Source organism: Microcoleus sp. D3_18a_C4 (genome assembly GCF_036702415.1).
In the GTDB taxonomy this organism is placed as follows: domain Bacteria; phylum Cyanobacteriota; class Cyanobacteriia; order Cyanobacteriales; family Microcoleaceae; genus Microcoleus.
The window spans coordinates 15,343-32,852 of record NZ_JAUBTI010000009.1 but is presented as its reverse complement, the minus strand read 5'-3'; the positions used below and the strand labels follow the sequence as shown (position 1 = coordinate 32,852).

The following is a 17,510-nucleotide window of genomic DNA, read 5'->3' as shown; positions in this document are numbered from 1 at the left end:
TGTTGGTTGTCAGTTGTTGGTTGTCAGTTGTCAGTTGTGAACAGTTAACAGTTAACCGTTAACCGTTAACAGTGAACCGTTAACAGTCAACAGTCAACAGTCAACAGACTAATTTTTAGAGGCTGCGGACAAATTTATCGAGCCTTTCTACAGCTTTTTTAATTGTGCCTAAATCGGTGGCGTAAGACAAGCGAATGTGGTCGTCTGCACCAAAAGCAATCCCCGGAATAACTGCTACCTGCTGCTGTTCTAAGAAAGCGTCGCAAAATTCCAAAGAATTCATTCCAGTCTTGCTGATGTTGACAAACATATAGAAAGCACCGTCGGGTTTAATACAGCTAATTCCAGGGATAGCATCGAGTAATTCAAATATTACCTGACGCCTTTCGGCAAAAGCTAGACGCATTGTTTCGACAGATTCTTGGCTGCTTTCCAAAGCTGCGATCGCGCCGTACTGTGCAAAGGTACACACATTTGACGTACTGTGACCTTGAATGGTGCTGGTGGCTTTGATTAATTCGATCGGCCCGGCCAAATAACCGACTCGCCAGCCTGTCATCGAGTAAGCTTTAGCAAAACCGCTGCTGATCAGGGTGCGATCGAAGATTTCTTGGCCTAGGGAACCGATGCTGACGTGTTGGGCGCCGTCATATATAATTTTTTCGTAAATCTCGTCAGCAACGACTAAAATATCTCGATCGACTATCACCTCGGCCAATGCTTTGATTTCCGCCGGAGTATACACCATTCCCGTCGGGTTAGAAGGCGAATTCAGTACAAATAACTTGGTTTGGGGAGTAATCGCTTTACTCAGTTGTTCCGGTGTAATTTTATATCCTGTAGAAGCATCAGTCCGTACAATTACTGGCTTGCCGCTGGCGAGTTTCACCATTTCAGGGTAGCTTAGCCAGTAGGGAGCCGGAATAATTACTTCCTCTCCAGGCTCGATCAGAGCCATCATCAGATTGTAGAGCGAATGCTTGCCGCCGTTGGTGACAATGATATTTTCCGGTTGATAGTTGAGATTGTTGTCGGATTGGAGTTTGCGGGCGATCGCAGCTTTTAACTGCGGTTCCCCAGACACCGGGCCGTACTTAGTCTTCCCCGCGTCTAAAGCTTGTTTTGCCGCTGCTTTAATGTGTTCGGGGGTATCAAAGTCGGGTTCTCCCGTACTCAAACTACAGACATCAATCCCTTCGGCCTTCATGGCTTTAGCCTTAGCGGCGATCGCCAAGGTTATAGAAGGAGGAACCTCACCCACTCGTGCTGCCAACTTAATCATTGGATTTTAGATATTAGATTTTTGACTTTAGATCTTAGGGTGACAAATGTTGATATTCAACCCTGTTGTTAGGGAATTATGACATTTGTTTACATAGTACGTAAAGGATTAAGCAATTAAAGAATAAAAATTAAAAAAGCTCTTAGTTTTAATTTTTATTTTTTAATTTTTAATTTTTCACGTTATTATTGTACCATTTTTGATGCCTCGTTACCTTCAACCCGGATCTGCAAGCTTATGGATCTCAAATCTCTGATTCGCGACATTCCTGATTTCCCCAAGCCGGGAATTATGTTTCGAGACATTACAACTTTGCTGCGCGACCCGCAAGGGCTGAGCTACACCATTGACAGCTTAGCCGAAAAATGCTCTGCAATGTCTGTTGACTATGTGGTGGGCATGGAATCGCGGGGCTTCATCTTTGGCGCGCCGTTGGCTTATAAAATGGGAATAGGCTTTATTCCTGTCCGCAAACCAGGGAAACTGCCAGGTGCGGTTCATTTTGCTGAGTATGAGTTGGAGTACGGTGTCGATCGACTGGAGATGCACCGAGATGCGATGACATCCGGCAGCCGGGTGCTGATTGTGGACGATTTAATCGCCACTGGCGGAACAGCGGCGGCGACGGCTAAATTGTTAGAGCAAGCTGGCTGCGAGCTTGTCGGTTTTGCTTTTATCATTGAATTGCAGGCCTTGGGCGGCAGGCAGAAATTGCCCGATGTGCCGATCGTCACGCTAGTGGAGTATTAGTTAGTTAACTGTTGGCAGTTGACAGTTGACAGTTGACTGCTGACACTTGAATAAAAACTACTGACAAATAATATCCTTGACCTTTGCATCGGAATTATTCATCTCTCTCTTCTCTTTCTCTGCGTTCTCTGCGTTCTCTGTGGTTAAATCATTCCGATGCAACCGGAATTAATATCATTCACAATTCTTCACATCTAAAATCTAAAATCTAAAATCTAAAATCCTATGACTTCTATTAAATTGAATCGAAATTGGCGAAGGTTGAATTCTCTGTTTAGCAGCGAGACATTTACTTATGTTTTCAAGCGACTGTTGCAGGCACTTTTAACGCTATTTTTGGCATCGATGCTTTGTTTTGCAATTATTGAGCTAGCACCGGGAAATTACTTGGATACTTTGAGCCAAAATCCGAAGATTTCGCCGGAGACACTCAAGCAACTCGAACAGCAGTTCGGCTTAGATAAACCAGCGATTGTGCAGTATTGGCTGTGGCTGCAACAAATTGTGACGCGGGGGAATTTTGGCACGAGTTTTGTGTATCAGCGATCCGTAGCTTCGCTGCTGTGGGAACGGGTACCGGCGACGTTATTAATGGCGATCGCATCTTTGATTGTAACTTGGGCGATCGCCATTCCCTTGGGAATTGTCGCCGCCGTCAATCAAAACCGCACAGTCGATCGAGTTCTGCAAGTAGTCAGCTACACCGGACAGGGATTTCCGAGCTTTATCACAGCGTTGCTGCTGCTATTTTTTGCTCAAAATACTTCGCCTCTGTTTCCCGTCGGAGGAATGACGAGTATTGACCACGCCGACTTACCTTGGTGGGGTCAAATCCTCGATTACGGCTGGCACTTAATTTTGCCAACAGTCGCCCTCAGCGTTACTGGTTTTGCTGGTTTGCAAAGATTGATGCGCGGACAATTGTTGGACGTGCTGCGTCAAGATTACATCCGAACGGCACGCGCGAAAGGTTTGCCGGACGATCGAGTAATTTACATTCATGCTTTGCGGAATGCTGTTAACCCGTTGATTACGCTATTGGGTTTTGAGTTTGCTAGTTTGTTGAGCGGTGCGTTTATTGCGGAATTTTTCTTTAATTGGCCGGGTTTGGGAAAGCTGACTTTGGAGGCGGTGAACAATCAAGATTTGTATTTAGTAATGGCAAGTTTGATGATGGGTGCGACGATGTTGATTGTGGGGAATTTGTTGGCGGATTTGCTGCTGAAAGCGATCGATCCTCGGATTAAGCTGGAAGATTTGAAATAGTAGAATTAGTCCTGGACGCACGCGGGGTGAAAAACCCTAACTTATAATTGGTGTTATAATTTGATAGTACCTCGATTTAACCTGATAAATTGCTTTGGATTATAATTTTGATTGGAATCCAGCCAAAGAAAAGCAAAATATTCGCAAACATCAATTAAATTTTCGTTTGGCATCAACTGTTTTCCGCGATCGTTCTCAATTAACAATCTATGATGAAGAACACAGTCAAGATGAAGATAGATGGATTACCATAGGTTTAGATGAAACAGAAATTTTAAGGGTTGTTGTCCATACCTTTGAACAAACCGATCGCACCTCCTGTGTAATTCGGATTATTTCAGCCCGCAAAGCTAATTCCACTGAAACCCAACCTTATCAAGAGAGGAAATTATGAAATCAGAGTATGAGTTTTCTTCATCAGAGCAAGGCAAGTTTTACCATCCTGATGCTACGTTTCATTATCCCATTTATCTCGAACCCGATGTCGAGGACTTTGTGACTAAAATTGCCGATCATAAAAAGATTGAGGTTCAAGCTTTGGTCAATGAATGGCTGAGAAATAACATGAAACTAATTCAAAGTGTTGAGTAGGTGAAAAACCCATTTTTTTCTCAAGTGGCTTGCCTGATAGTGTTCGATCGCGATCGACCGCAAAAGGAGATAGGAACTTACGCAGGGATAGTCAGCAACCGGGTTTTTCCCTTGAATACTTCGTTTCAGCTCGCAAATTAGATAAAAACCCGGTTTATTTGGCGGAGTCGATCCAAATAATGCTGATATCGAATATGTAGAGTAGATAAATGATGACTCAATCTCCTACGACAATATCCCTCGATCGCATTCTCGAACAAAATGCCGAATCTGTACTGATTTGGGCGAACAACATATTTTCAGGTCAAACCACCGAACCACAAGGGTTTAACTGGCTATTATTAGCCGATGTTGCCTCGGCTAAGGCTCGAAAAGGTCAAAATGGTTCCGGTTTGTGCGATCGCAAATGGGCAGAAGTCGCGATCGCAATTTACGATCGCAAGGCCGATGATGCCGATCGGAAAAAACCAGGTAGTGGCGAGTCTTTTACGATTTCCTCAATGATGTTGCGGGCTGCGATGATAGAAAAACAGGAAGTAATTTCCGATCATCCTGTTCTCGATGTTAACTTAATTTTAGAATGGTTTTGGGATAACATCAAAGAGTCGCAGGAAGATGTCGAAAAAAAGGCTGCTAATTGGCAAACGCTACCTATTGCAGAAATTCGCGAGTTAAGAAAACTTAAAAATCGCTTGAAAGTTATTGCAGCACTTTCTGATACTGATAAATATGTTTTAGATGAAAAACTCAACACTTGGCTTGACCTGCGCGATAAATTACCATAAAAGTGCGATAAATATTCCCATGCCCCATTCCCCATTCCCCATCTAGGAGTGTTTTATGTCAGAAAAACAACCAAACGAGCCAAGGAGTTTTAGCCGCTTTCCCGACTGGTGCAGGCATATTGACAGCCTTTCAGAAGAAGCAAGGTACACAGTTAAAGTGTTGTTAAAAAAGGCTCGCACTAATGACCCTGAAGCAGCGGAACAGATACTTTCAAGCATGACCGAATTGGATCTGGGCAGAAATCGAATTACCGACATCAGCTTCCTCCACTCGCTCACCAATCTGACCACACTGGATCTGGGCTACAATGAAATTACCGACATCACCTCTCTCGCTTCGCTCACCAATCTGACAACACTGTCTCTCCGCGGCAATCAAATTATCGACATCAGCTCCCTCGGCTCGCTCACCAATCTGACCACACTGGATCTCGGCGACAATAAAATTACCGACTTCAGTTTTCTCGGCTCGCTCACCAATCTGACCACACTGGATCTCAGCTACAGTCAAATTACCGACATCAGCTCTCTCGGTTCGCTCACCAATCTGACCACGCTGAATCTCTACAGAAATCGAATTACCGACATCAGCTTCCTCGGCTCGCTCACGAATCTGACAACACTGGATCTCGAAAGCAATAAAATTACCGACTTCAGCTTCCTCGGCTCGCTCACCAATCTAACCACACTCAATCTCGACTGGTATCAAATTACCGACATCAGCTTTCTCGGCTCGCTCACCAATCTGACCACACTGAATCTGGGCTACAATCAAATTACCGACATCAGCTTCCTCGGCTCGCTCACCAATCTGACAACACTGTCTCTCGGCGGCAGTCAAATTACCGACATCAGCTCCCTCGGCTCGCTCACCAATCTGACAACACTGTCTCTCGGCGGCAGTCAAATTACCGACATCAGCGCCTTGCGCTCGCTCACCAATCTGACAACACTGGATCTCGGCGGCAATCAAATTACCGACTTCAGCTTTCTCGGCTCGCTCACCAATCTGACAGAACTGTATCTCAACGACAATCAAATTAGCGACATCAGCTTTCTCGGCTCGCTCACCAATCTGACAGAACTGCATCTCGACCACAATCAAATTACCGACATCAGCTTTCTCGGCTCACTCACCAATCTGACAACACTGCATCTCGACCACAATCAAATTACCGACATCAGCGCCTTGCGAGCGCTCACCAATCTGACAACACTGCATCTCGACTCCAATCCAATTACCGCTCTGTGCGTGTTAGGCGAACTCGCACAAAAACGTCTTACTCTCTCGACTACGCCAATTGATGCTCAAAAAGCCACAGAAGCAGTCAAAGTTGCCTACGCCGCTATTGGGCTAGAACAACCCGAAGTTATTATTTGCAGCAGTCCCCACGACGCTTATCTCCAAATCTTCAACTTGCCCAAAGGCGACCATTCACCAAACTGGTCAAACGAAGGGCATGGCAATAGATTGGGGAAACAGCTAGACGGGAAATGGATGTCCATGTCCCCATCGATTGTGAGAGAATTTACAAGTCCGGCGGTGTGGGGGTATGAGCTCGATTGCATGGCTATCGAGCCCGAAGCAGACAGCACACTGAGTTCGCTAATGTACGAATTGGCTGACGGCTATGTGCGATCGGAACGAACGATGGGGAATGTTTTTCCCGATTATTTGGAGGGCCTGGAATACCCTGAAACCCCCACGACTTTGTTTAAGGAAATCTATTTAACTGAATGGTATATATCTTCATTAGGCGTCAATGTTTCGGAAAAGGCACAAGAAATACTTCGCTGCCAAAAGCTGCTTTTCGAGCATTGCGGTTGGATATTTCCCTTTGAAAAAATTTGCTTTGTGTGCGATCGCCCCCACCTTCGCTTTGACAGTCAAAACCGCTTGCACGCGGAAGGAGAACCTGCCATTCAGTTTGCGGATCGATGGAATTTTTACTATTATCACGGCGTCAGATTGCCTAAAAAATACGGCAAACTCCACCCAAACCAATGGCAATCCCAGTGGCTTTTAACAGAAGACAATGCCGAGCTGAGGCGAGTGTTAATTCAAGGAATTGGTTACGAGCGCATAATTCAAGAATTGTCAGCCACGCAAATAGATATTTGGCAGGAATATGCACTATTAAAAATAGATAAAGCCTCGGATTGGGAGCAGATTTATTTGTTAAAAATGACTTGTCCAAGTACGGGATTCATTCACGTTTTGAGAGTGCCGCACCTGACATCTGCTAGGAAGGCAATTCGCTGGGTAAATTGGGGTATTGATCCAGAGGAATTTTCCGTGCAGACTTGAGCGAGTTGCGGCGGATGTCAATTGTTACTCAAATTTTGTTCCCTCGGAGTATTTTATGTCAGAAAAACAACCAAACGAACCCATTATTTTTAGGAGCTTTGCGGACAGGTGCAGGCATATTGACAGTCTTTCACAAAAGGCAAGGCACACAGTTAAAGTGTTGTTAAAAAAGGCTGGCACTGATGACCCTGAAGCAGCGGAGCAGATACTTTCAAGCATGACAGAACTGGATCTCCGCAGCAATAAAATTACCGACATCAGCTCCCTCGCCTCGCTCACCAATCTGACAACACTCAATCTCCAAAGCAATCAAATTAGCGACATCAGCTCTCTCGGCTCGCTCACCAATCTGACAACACTCAATCTCGAAAGCACTGGAATTAGCGACATCAGCTCTCTCGGCTCGCTCACCAATCTGACAACACTGAATCTCTACCACAATCAAATTACCGACCTCAGCTCCCTCGCCTCGCTCACCAATCTGACAACACTGAATCTCAGCTTCAATCAAATTACCGACATCAGCTTCCTCGGCTCGCTCACCAATCTGACAACACTGAATCTGGGCAACAATCATCGAATTAGCGACATCAGCTTTCTCGGCTCGCTCACCAATCTGACCACACTCAATCTCAACAGCAATGGAATTACCGACATCAGCTTCCTCGGCTCGCTCACCAATCTGACCACACTGAATCTCAGCTTCAATCAAATTACCGACATCAGCTCCCTCGGTTCGCTCACCAATCTGACCACACTGCATCTCGACTACAATCGAATTACCGACATCAGCTTCCTCGGCTCGCTCACCAATCTGACCACACTGAATCTCTGGGGTAATAGAATTACCGACATCAGCTTCCTCGGCTCGCTCACCAATCTGACAACACTGTCTCTCTACAGCAAGAAAATTACCGACATCAGCTCTCTCGGCTCGCTCACCAATCTGACAACACTGTCTCTCTACAGCAAGAAAATTACCGACATCAGCTTCCTCGGCTCGCTCACCAATCTGACAAAACTCGAGCTCTTCGACAATCAAATTACCGACATCAGCGCCTTGCGATGGCTCACCAATCTGACCACACTCGATCTCAGCAACAATCAAATTACCGACATCAGCTTTCTCGGCTCGCTCACCAATCTCACAAAACTGGATCTCGACAACAATCAAATTACCGACATCAGCTTTCTCGGCTCGCTCACCAATCTGACAACACTGGATCTCGACAACAATCAAATTATCGACATCAGCTTTCTCGGCTCGCTCACCAATCTGACAACACTGGATCTCGACAACAATCAAATTACCGACATCAGCTTCCTCGGCTCGCTCACCAATCTGACAACACTGCATCTCAGCGACAATCCAATTACTGACATCAGCGCCTTGCGATCACTCACCAATCTGACAACACTGTATCTCGAAAACAATCAAATTACCGACATCAGTGTGTCAGGCGAACTCGTACAGAAACGTCTGACTCTCTCGACTAAGCCAATTGATGCTGAAAAAGCCACAGAAGCAGTCAAAATTGCCTATGCAGCTATTGGTCTAGAAGCACCCGAAGTTATTATTTGCAGCAGTCCCCGCAACGCTTATCTCCAAATCTTCAACTTGCTGAAATGCGATCCTTCACAAAACTGCTCAGACGAATGGGACAGGAATAGATTGGGGGAAAACCTATACAGCCAAGGGATTTCCCCATCGATTGTAAGAGACTTTACAAGTCCGGGCGTGTGGGAGTATGAGCTCGATTGCATGGCTATCGAGCCCGAAGCAGACAGCACACTGAGTTCGCTAATGTACGAATTGGCTGACAGCTATGTGCGATCGAAACAAACGATGTCGGATATTTTGCCCGATTATTTCTGCGACATGACATCCCCTGAAACCCCCACGACTTTGTTTAAAACAATCTATTTGACTGAATTGTATATCTCTTCATTAGGCATCAATCTCTCCCAAAAGGCACAAGAAATACTTCGCTCCCAAAAGCTGCTTTTCGAGCATTGCGGTTGGATATTTGCCTTTGAAAAGATTTGCGCGGTGTGCGATCGCCCGCGCCACCTGCGCTTTGACAGTCAAAACCGCTTGCACGCGGAAGGAGAACCTGCGATTGAGTTTGCGGATGGATGGAATTTTTACTATTATCACGGCGTCAGATTGCCTGAAGAATACGGCAAAGTCCACCCAAATCAATGGCAATCCGAATGGATTTTAGCAGAAGATAATGCCGAAGTTCGGCGAGTGTTAATTGAAGAAATTGGTTACGATCGCATAATTCAAGAGTTGTCCGCAGAACAAATAGATAGTTGGCAGGAATATGCACTATTAACAATAGATAATGCCGATGTTGAGCCGATTTGTTTGTTAAAAATGACTTGTCCGAGTACGGGATTCATTCACGCTTTGAGAGTGCCGCCTAACCTGACATCAGCTAGGGAGGCAATTCGCTGGGCAAATTGGGATATTGATCCAGAGGAATTTTCCGTGCAGACTTGATGATGGTGGTCGCCGCTACACACACAAAGCCCACCTTCGCAGGCTTTAAGATTAAATTTGAAAAAAAATTCTGACCGTACAGATCCAAAATTATAGAGTCAGCGTATATTACTAATGAACGCAGTACAAAATTTCATAGGTTCGCACCGCTAAAAATTTCAGCTTGCCTGTTTGCAGTTGAGCTGCGATCGCCCTTGGCTACACACCAAACTATAAAATACGGCTAAGCGATCTGTCTTTAGGAGTGGGTTTATTGGAATCGGGGGGCGGGTTTATATATCATTTTAGCTGCTTGTAATACTTTTATGGCAACCCACCCCTACAGCCGAAAATCAGAAAAACTATCCTAAAAGTGCGAATTTGTGATATTTTGACTGAGAATACCACCGCCGTTAGGCAACAGAAGTATTAAATTTAGAGGGTGATTAGAACATGGCAGAAATTAGAGACACCGCACAAGCAAACTTGCTAGCAGGAACTCCAGAAAATGACCTGATTTTTGGTTTTATGGGCAATGACACCATTGCCGGAAACTCTGGTAATGACAGCATTTATGGCGGGAAACAAAGCGATTTAATTGAGGGCAATTTAGGTCAAGATTCGCTCTTTGGAGATTTAGAGAACGACACTATTAACGGCGGAGAAGGTAACGATTTTTTAGTGGGCGGAAAAGGCAGCGATTCCATATCGGGCAACTCCGGCAATGATGTTTTGTCGGGCGATCGAGATACTGATGTCCTGATAGGCGGAGACGGGGCAGACCTATTTGTTTTGAGGCGCTACGCGGAGGCTGACCCGAACCGTACCAGCGGCGGTGTTAGTTTGGCAAATGCCGACCTGATCGCCGATTTTGTACCAGGTACAGATTTAATCGGTTTGGGGGAAGGTCTCAGTTTTAGCGACTTGAATATTCTGGAAGCTGGAAACGATACTGTTATTCAAGACCGAGTGACTGGAGAATTTCTCGCTACTCTCAGAGGGGTGAGGCAAAGTGCGATTAACCAGGCAACTTTCACTAATAATATTGGCAGCGTTGTTCCCAACCCCCCGCCTCCAGCGCGGACAACGGCTTATGCTTTAACTCCTGCTAATCGGATTGTCGGTTTTAGTCTTTCCAATCCGGGAAGTGTGATCTCAGATTTTCCCGTGACTGGATTGCCAGCGGGAGAAAGTTTGCTAGGAATTGATTATCGACCGGCTAACGGTTTGCTTTACGGTGTGGGTTCTAGCAATCGCTTGTATACTGTCAATCCGATGACTGGGGAAGCAAGTCCAGTCGGTAACGGGCAGTTTGCTGTTCCCCTAACTCCGGGGGCTGCGGGTTTTGATTTCAATCCGACAGTCGATCGAATTCGGTTTGTCAATGAAGGCGATCAAAACGCCCGCCTCAACCCGGATAACGGGGCACTTGTGGATTTTGACACGGTGGCGGGGGGAATTCAACTCGACGGGAATTTGGCTTATGTTGCGGGCGATCGCAATTTTGGGTCAAATCCAGCGGCTGCAGGGGCTGCGTATGTGAATAACTTTGCCGGGGGAACTTCGACAACCCTGTTTGTAATTGACAGCGATTTGGATGTTTTGGTGCGACAAGATCCGCCGAATAATGGAGGGTTGAATACGATCGGATCTTTGGGAGTTGATGCTACTAGCGTTAACGGCTTTGATATCAGAAGTATTGGCGGCCGCGAGGTAGCGGTGGCGGCGCTGGAAGTCGGTGGGATTTCCGGCTTGTACAATATCAATTTAAGTAGCGGTCAAGCTTCCTTTGTCGGTCAAATTGCCGACGGGAGAGAGATTAACGGTTTGGCTTTGCCTTTGCCTACAGCTTACGCCTTAACTGTCAGAAATGGCGCCGAAACAATTGTCGGTTTTAACGAGGCGGCACCGCGGGCGATTCTCAGCGACGTGGCAGTTACAGGGTTGCAGCCGGGAGAAAGTTTGCTGGGAATTGATTTTCGCCCCGCTAACGGTGTGCTATACGGTGTCGGTTCTAGCAATCGCTTGTACGCGATCAATCCCGTTACTGGGGCTGCAAGTGCAGTCGGTAGCGGGCAGTTTGCTGTTCCCCTAACTCCGGGGGCTGCGGGTTTTGATTTCAATCCGACAGTCGATCGAATTCGCTTTGTCAATCAAGCCGGTCAAAACGCCCGCCTCAACCCGGATACTGGGGCCATTGTCGATTTTGACACGCTGACGGGGGGAGTTCAACTCGACGGGAATTTGGCTTATGCTGCGGGCGATCGCAATTTTGGCAATCTCGGCGCTGCTGCTGCTGCTGGGTATGTGAATAACTTTGCGGGGGCAACTTCGACGACACTATTTGCAATTGACACCAATTTAGACGTTTTGGTGCGGCAAGATCCGCCGAATAATGGGGTGTTGAATACGATCGGATCTTTGGGAATTGATGCTGGTACCGTTCTCGGCTTTGATATCAGGAGTGTTGGCGGTAACGAGACGGCTTTGGCTGCGATCGAGGTTGGCGGAGTTTCCAGCCTATACAATATCAATTTGACGACCGGTCAAGCTTCGATTGTCGGTCAAATTGGTGACGGGCGAGGGATTAAAGGCTTAGCACTGACTTTGATTTAACTGCTAGATTCCCAGAGATTTTAGGCATCAATTATGTACTTTTTAGGGGGAGCATCTCAGTTTTGCATTTACAGTGCGAGGGTCCCCGCTCGCGTATTGTACAATACGCGAGCGGGGACGATCGCACTACAATAAAAAAAATGCTTTTTACAAAACTGAGATGCTCCCCTTTTTAGGTAGAAAGTTGAAAAAAACTCAACTTTTCTACAATCTGAAATTGTCAGTCTAAAATCGTTTGGGCAATTCCCAATTCCCAATTTGAGGTAACATATTATTTTGGCAACCAAGATAATATGTTATCTCAAGTTTTTTACTTGCTACGTTCCCGCAGTGACGGCAAATATCTGTCCGCGAATCCCAATCCAGATGCGGCAGTGAGTTACCTGCTGATGTTTCGCGAAGACTATGACGCTTTGAGCTATCTCAATGCCCACGCTGCTGATGTTGCCGATCGATTCGGAGTAGAATCGATTTCCGGTTCTCAGGTTAAAAAGCTGCTTGAACGTTGGGGCTTTAACGGCGTGGGGGTTGTTCAAGACCCGCTGTTACCCAATATTGAGTTTTTATTGACAAATAATTGACAATTGACAAGATTTGCGCTTCACCCGGTTTCTGGAAGAAATCGGGTTTTTTCGTCAAGTTTTGGGGCGATCGGTCGATCGAGTTTGTACACTTCTGTGCCCCATATCTAGTGCAAATTGTCAAATATATTAACCTTTTACCCTAAATCTGAATCCTGTTGTATATTCGTAGTCTGTTGATTTATTCCGACACGTCAGTACACAACCTATGGTTAGAGAATTAGAGCGATCGAGTGCCAGCGAGAAACGCAACCTGTCCGATTTCCCCGAAACAGCACCCGCAGCCAATCCAGTATTTTTTAGGACTTACAGCCGCCGTACCGAGACGGGAAGGGAGACTTGGGCCGAAGTGTGCGATCGAACAGTCAAGGGGCTGCAAAAGCTGGGAAACCTCAGCCCCGAAGAAACACAACTGCTGCACCGGATGCAAAACGAGCTCAAAACCCTCGCTTCAGGCCGCTGGCTGTGGGTAGGTGGCAGCAAATGGATCGAGCAACCAGAGAATTTTTCCGGCGCATATAATTGCTCCTCAACAAATATTCTCGACTGGCGTTCCTTTGGGTTGTTAATGGATTTGGCAATGATGGGCTGCGGCACTGGGGCCGTCTTGGAACCACAATATATCAACCAACTGCCGCCGATTCGCAACCGTTTAACCCTAACCATGCAAGGCGAAATCGGCTCTACACCCGCCCAGTCGCGCCGTCAAGAAACAGAAGTAAAAATAGCAGAAAAAACCGCAACTATTTATGTCGGAGATTCTCGCCAAGGTTGGGTAAACTCCTATCAAAGTTTGCTGGAATTATCCACCGATGAAAGATTTGCAGGAGAAGTTCAAGTTTTCATCGATTTGAGCGACGTTCGCCCGGTGGGAGAACCTTTAAAAGGTTTTGGCGGAGTAGCAAATCCGGTGAAATTGCCCGACCTTTATCAGCGCTGCGCCGCAATTTTGAATAAAGCTTTAGGGCGGCAGTTAAATTCAGTTGAATGCTGCGTGTTGATAGATGAAGCGGCGGTCACGATCGTCGCCGGCAATATTAGGCGCAGCGCGGGGATTCGTCAATTTGATTCTAGTGATGAACTGGGCGCAAATGCTAAAAATAATCTGTGGCAGCAAGATGAAAATGGCAACTGGAAAATCGACCCCGATCGAGATGCTTTGAGAATGGCCAATCACTCTCGCGTTTTTCATCATAAACCGACGCGGGAAGAGTGTATTGATGCCGTTCGCCAACAGTATTATTCTGGTGAAGGTGCAATTCAATGGGCTGGTGAAGCTGTAGCTAGAGCTAACGTTGATTTACTTTCAACACCAAGTCTTAAAATTGAGTTCTTGAAAGCTTACGACGAAGGAAAAGCTAAACAGTGGTTCCAGGAACGCTATCCTGACATGACTGCGGAAGAATTAGAGCATCGGTCAGTCCGTTTGGGCTTAAACCCGTGTGGTAAGTAATTTTGCCTCACGTTAAAAACCTCGCAAATTCGGAGAAGACTGAGATGTTAATTCCGAGGTAAGTAAGGGAATTAAAAATCCTTTACCACCGTAGAGCGTACCAGGTGAACCTTCTTAATTGAAGAACATAATCCTGGCAAGAGTGCGGGGCATTTACAACTACCGTAAATGAAAAAGTACGCCGAGCTACAGATAAAATCGAATCTGTAGAACTAGAGGATAAAAAGCCTTTAGGATAACAAAACTGGAAATCATCGGCTCTAATTTTCACTGTGTCAGTGGGGAGACTCTGTTAATTACGAAAGACGGACTGCATAAAATAAAGGATGTTGTTGGAAGTGAAATCGAAATTTGGAATGGTCAAAGATGGAGTTCCGTCACACCATTTCAGACAGCGAGCGATACCAATGGTGGACAACGCAAACTTTATCGTGTGAAGTTTGCTGATGGTACTTATCTGGATGCCACAGAATATCATCGGTTTTTTGTCAAGGATCGATTTGGTAAAGTTTACCAAGAAGTTCAAACCAAAGATTTGATGGATACAAGTCGATATAGCATTCATACTGAACCTTTTACAATTCAGTATGAAGATGGCATGAATATCGATGCAAGTTATGCTTACACTTTGGGTGTGGCTGTAGGAGATGGAACTACAGACAAAAATGACAATGCAAAAGTTCGACTTTACGAAGGCAAAATGGCATTGTCAGTAGCAGGAAATAAGTCGCCTGAAAGAAACTATGACTATTTACCTGTTTTTACAGATGTAACTAACTTGAGCTTTTCTGGAGAATTCCTGAAAAGTTTGAAAGTTAACCCAGAAGCATTAAATGTAATTGCGAGCTGGAACCGGCAAGCAATTTTACATTTTATTGCTGGACTAGCTGATACAGACGGCTCGAATACCAATAGTAATGGTATCAGAATTTATATCTCCGATCGCGATCGGGCTTTTAGAGTTCAGTTACTTTTGACCAAATGCGGTATTCGTTCGTCGCTAAATCTTTGCGCTCATCAAGGAGCAATTACTAATTACGGTGTCCGAAGTCAAGATTTGTACTACTTGCAAATTACTGACTGCGGTGAAATTCCTTGTCAGCGGTTAGATGTGAGCAAAGGGACGAATGCTAAAGGCAAAGGTAAATGGCAAGTTGTCAGAAGTGTCGAAGAATTACCGGGATTGCACGATACTTACTGCTTCAACGAGCCAGAGTTTCATAAGGGAGTTTTCGGCAATACCCTAACTGGAAACTGTAATTTGGCGGAGGTTCACCTCAATCAAATTGACCCTTACAACTTCAAAGAACAGGAGGAAGCTTTCAGGGCTGCAGCTCTATCTGTCGCGGTACTTCTTAATCACAAATTTCTTGAACCCCGCTATCAATACAGCCGCGAACTAGACCCGATTGTCGGCGTCTCTTTCACGGGATTGTTCGATTTCTTCGTTCACGCTTTTGGCGTTGAGTGGCTGCGCTGGTGGGTGGAAGGCCGCCCGCAAACTCCCCAAGGAATCGCTTTTAAACAGCGGGAAGAAGAGTATTTGAGTGGTTGGCGCGAGATTGTCGATCGGGTAGTATGGGATTATTGCGATCGCCATTCCTTAAAACGCCCAAATCGCTGCACAACGGTTCAACCATCGGGTACTAAATCTCTGCTGACAGGTGCTTCCCCCGGCTGGCATCCGCCGAAAGCCCAGCGTTTCATTCGCCGAATCACTTTCGGCAAAAACGACCCCGTAGCCCTCGCCTGCATCGACTACGGATACAACGTGATTCCGTCTCAATCTGACAAAGATGAAAACGGCAATTTGCTGAACAATCCCTTCGATGAACGCTGTACAGAATGGCTGGTAGAAATACCTGTTGCGGTAAGTTGGGCTGACTTGCCCGGTGCTGATGAAATTGACATTAACAAGTTCTCAGCGGCGGCACAAATGGACTTTTATATGCAAGTGCAAAAGTTCTATGTCAGACATAACACTTCGGCCACGATTGAACTGCGCGAAAATGAAGTTGAAAGTTTGGGCACTCGGATTTATGAAGCGATTCGCGATGATGAAGGCTACATTTCCGCAGCGCTTTTGGCTCGGTTTGATGCTCTTGAAACTTTCCCGCGTCTGCCCTTTGAACCGATAAGCAAGGAAATTTACACCAAGATGGTGGAAGAGAGTTTAGCGCGCCGCCAAATAGATGTTTTTCATGCGGCACTAAGTCGCTATGACTTGGGTGAAATGATGGATTCGGGGCCGGCGGGCTGCGATTCCGATAAGTGTTTGATGCCGGAGACTAAGGCTATGTAATAGCGTTGAAAGAAATCCCCCGTTTGGGGGATTTTTTTATGTTTTTAAGTGCTGGTTCAGCAAAAATCGTAGGGGCGGGTTTTACCAACAATAATTGCCTAAAATCAATAATCTCGTAAACCCGCCCCCACCCAACGACTAATTGTCACTAGGAAAGAAAGAACAATCTGACTCCCTCCCCGTGTCCGGGAAGGGGTTCTTTGAAAATTACCGATCGAATCTTCTGTCGCAAGTGTCAGCTTGCTGGGACTCTAGCAGGTCGGGGTTAAATATCACCGCGAATTTCCCGCCAGGAACCAAGCGACGGAGAATCTCTAGATGACCATCTGCATCAGAGCGAGTGCGGAACTGACCAACTGTCAACCGCTGCATTTTGGGCAGCAAACGAACCAGCACCCAAGGGTAAAGTCGTTCTTTGTAAGGCATAATTAACTTGTCTCCATACGTATGGGAGCCAGAGCCAGTGCTGATAGGTTGGTAGCCGGGACGCACTGGCTTTCTGACGAATGTGATGTTCTCCTCTCATACTACGGACAATTTGTGGTTAAGTCAACTTAACCCTACGAATTCTGAATTTGGATAGTTAATGAGTAGTGTGGGGGAAAAACTCAAACAGCGACGCCAATCGCTTTCTTTGACGCAGCAGCAAGTTGCGGATGAATTGGGCGTGAGTGTAACCACTGTGAAAAATTGGGAAGCGGGTAGACATATTCCAAAGCTGTATCTAGAACAGACGAAAGTATTGTGCGACCTCTTGAAGCTTTCCTTAGAGGATTTGGTAGATTAACCAAGGAAACTAGGCAATAGCAAAAGTAACTGCGATCGCACCTATTCCATATCTAATCAAAAAGTGCGATCGTCTCTTCTCTTCCCCTCTTAAAAAAGAATGCCACTATTGTGCAGCGGCGATTGATTGAGAAAAGTGCAAGATCCGGACTTACGCATGACCTCCGGATATGGTGTGGGCGCTCCTCCGGTGGTTGCCCCTACATCATAACTGCGGGTGTTGTACAATTAGGTAGTTCCTAGAAATTAACACATTTCTCTCTATGTAAAATCTCTATTTAAAAACATCTTTCGTCTTTTAAAGC

12 protein-coding genes and 4 pseudogenes are annotated in these 17,510 nt (G+C 45.9%); 14 read left to right on the top strand and 2 right to left on the bottom strand.

Annotated features, from left to right (window positions below; translation table 11 throughout):
* Positions 1-115: 115 nt before the first annotated feature.
* Entirely contained in the window at positions 116-1,282 is a 1,167-nt protein-coding gene (locus QUB16_RS07045) for a pyridoxal phosphate-dependent aminotransferase (protein WP_333315115.1), read from the bottom strand.
* A gap of 237 nt (positions 1,283-1,519) precedes the next feature.
* On the opposite strand from QUB16_RS07045, the gene QUB16_RS07040 reads away from it, so the two are divergent.
* From QUB16_RS07040 to nrdJ (QUB16_RS06990), 13 genes and pseudogenes are all read left to right on the top strand, one after another.
* The gene (locus QUB16_RS07040) at positions 1,520-2,032 is read left to right on the top strand and encodes an adenine phosphoribosyltransferase (protein ID WP_190740620.1); all 513 of its coding nucleotides are present in this window, start codon (positions 1,520-1,522) and stop codon (positions 2,030-2,032) included.
* Positions 2,033-2,257: 225 nt separating this feature from the next.
* Complete coding sequence (locus tag QUB16_RS07035; RefSeq protein ID WP_333315113.1) at positions 2,258-3,298, top strand: ABC transporter permease; 1,041 nt, start codon at positions 2,258-2,260, stop codon at positions 3,296-3,298.
* A 94-nt stretch (positions 3,299-3,392) separates the two neighbouring features.
* Positions 3,393-3,692 carry a BrnT family toxin gene (locus QUB16_RS07030; protein WP_333315112.1) on the top strand — a complete coding sequence of 100 codons (300 nt, stop codon included), beginning with the start codon at positions 3,393-3,395 and terminating at the stop codon, positions 3,690-3,692.
* Positions 3,689-3,889: a hypothetical protein gene (locus tag QUB16_RS07025; RefSeq protein ID WP_333208170.1), complete on the top strand. Its 201-nt coding sequence runs from the start codon at positions 3,689-3,691 to the stop codon at positions 3,887-3,889. Before QUB16_RS07030 ends, QUB16_RS07025 begins: the two co-directional genes overlap by 4 nt.
* A gap of 209 nt (positions 3,890-4,098) precedes the next feature.
* Positions 4,099-4,674 carry a hypothetical protein gene (locus QUB16_RS07020; RefSeq protein WP_333315111.1) on the top strand — a complete coding sequence of 192 codons (576 nt, stop codon included), beginning with the start codon at positions 4,099-4,101 and terminating at the stop codon, positions 4,672-4,674.
* A gap of 55 nt (positions 4,675-4,729) precedes the next feature.
* Positions 4,730-5,911 (top strand): annotated as a pseudogene (locus tag QUB16_RS33525) (leucine-rich repeat domain-containing protein); the annotation flags it as partial.
* Between the two features lie 498 nt (positions 5,912-6,409).
* Positions 6,410-6,982: pseudogene (locus QUB16_RS33520) on the top strand (DUF6745 domain-containing protein); the annotation flags it as partial.
* Positions 6,983-7,037: 55 nt separating this feature from the next.
* Positions 7,038-8,381: pseudogene (locus QUB16_RS33515) on the top strand (leucine-rich repeat domain-containing protein); the annotation flags it as partial.
* 540 nt (positions 8,382-8,921) lie between these two features.
* Positions 8,922-9,488 (top strand): annotated as a pseudogene (locus QUB16_RS33510) (DUF6745 domain-containing protein); the annotation flags it as partial.
* A gap of 432 nt (positions 9,489-9,920) precedes the next feature.
* Complete coding sequence (locus QUB16_RS07005; protein ID WP_333315108.1) at positions 9,921-12,083, top strand: DUF4394 domain-containing protein; 2,163 nt, start codon at positions 9,921-9,923, stop codon at positions 12,081-12,083.
* Between the two features lie 293 nt (positions 12,084-12,376).
* Complete coding sequence (locus QUB16_RS07000; protein WP_333053679.1) at positions 12,377-12,664, top strand: hypothetical protein; 288 nt, start codon at positions 12,377-12,379, stop codon at positions 12,662-12,664.
* A 208-nt stretch (positions 12,665-12,872) separates the two neighbouring features.
* Entirely contained in the window at positions 12,873-14,117 is a 1,245-nt protein-coding gene (gene nrdJ, locus QUB16_RS06995) for a ribonucleoside-triphosphate reductase, adenosylcobalamin-dependent (RefSeq protein WP_333315107.1), read from the top strand.
* Between the two features lie 235 nt (positions 14,118-14,352).
* Complete coding sequence (gene nrdJ, locus QUB16_RS06990; RefSeq protein WP_333315217.1) at positions 14,353-16,419, top strand: ribonucleoside-triphosphate reductase, adenosylcobalamin-dependent; 2,067 nt, start codon at positions 14,353-14,355, stop codon at positions 16,417-16,419.
* A gap of 207 nt (positions 16,420-16,626) precedes the next feature.
* Here nrdJ (QUB16_RS06990) and QUB16_RS06985 read toward each other — a convergent pair whose 3' ends face one another.
* On the bottom strand, positions 16,627-16,845 hold the full coding sequence (locus QUB16_RS06985; protein ID WP_333315105.1) for a hypothetical protein: 219 nt from the start codon (positions 16,843-16,845) through the stop codon (positions 16,627-16,629).
* Positions 16,846-17,005: 160 nt separating this feature from the next.
* On the opposite strand from QUB16_RS06985, the gene QUB16_RS06980 reads away from it, so the two are divergent.
* Complete coding sequence (locus tag QUB16_RS06980) at positions 17,006-17,206, top strand: helix-turn-helix transcriptional regulator (protein ID WP_333315103.1); 201 nt, start codon at positions 17,006-17,008, stop codon at positions 17,204-17,206.
* Positions 17,207-17,510 lie beyond the last annotated feature (304 nt).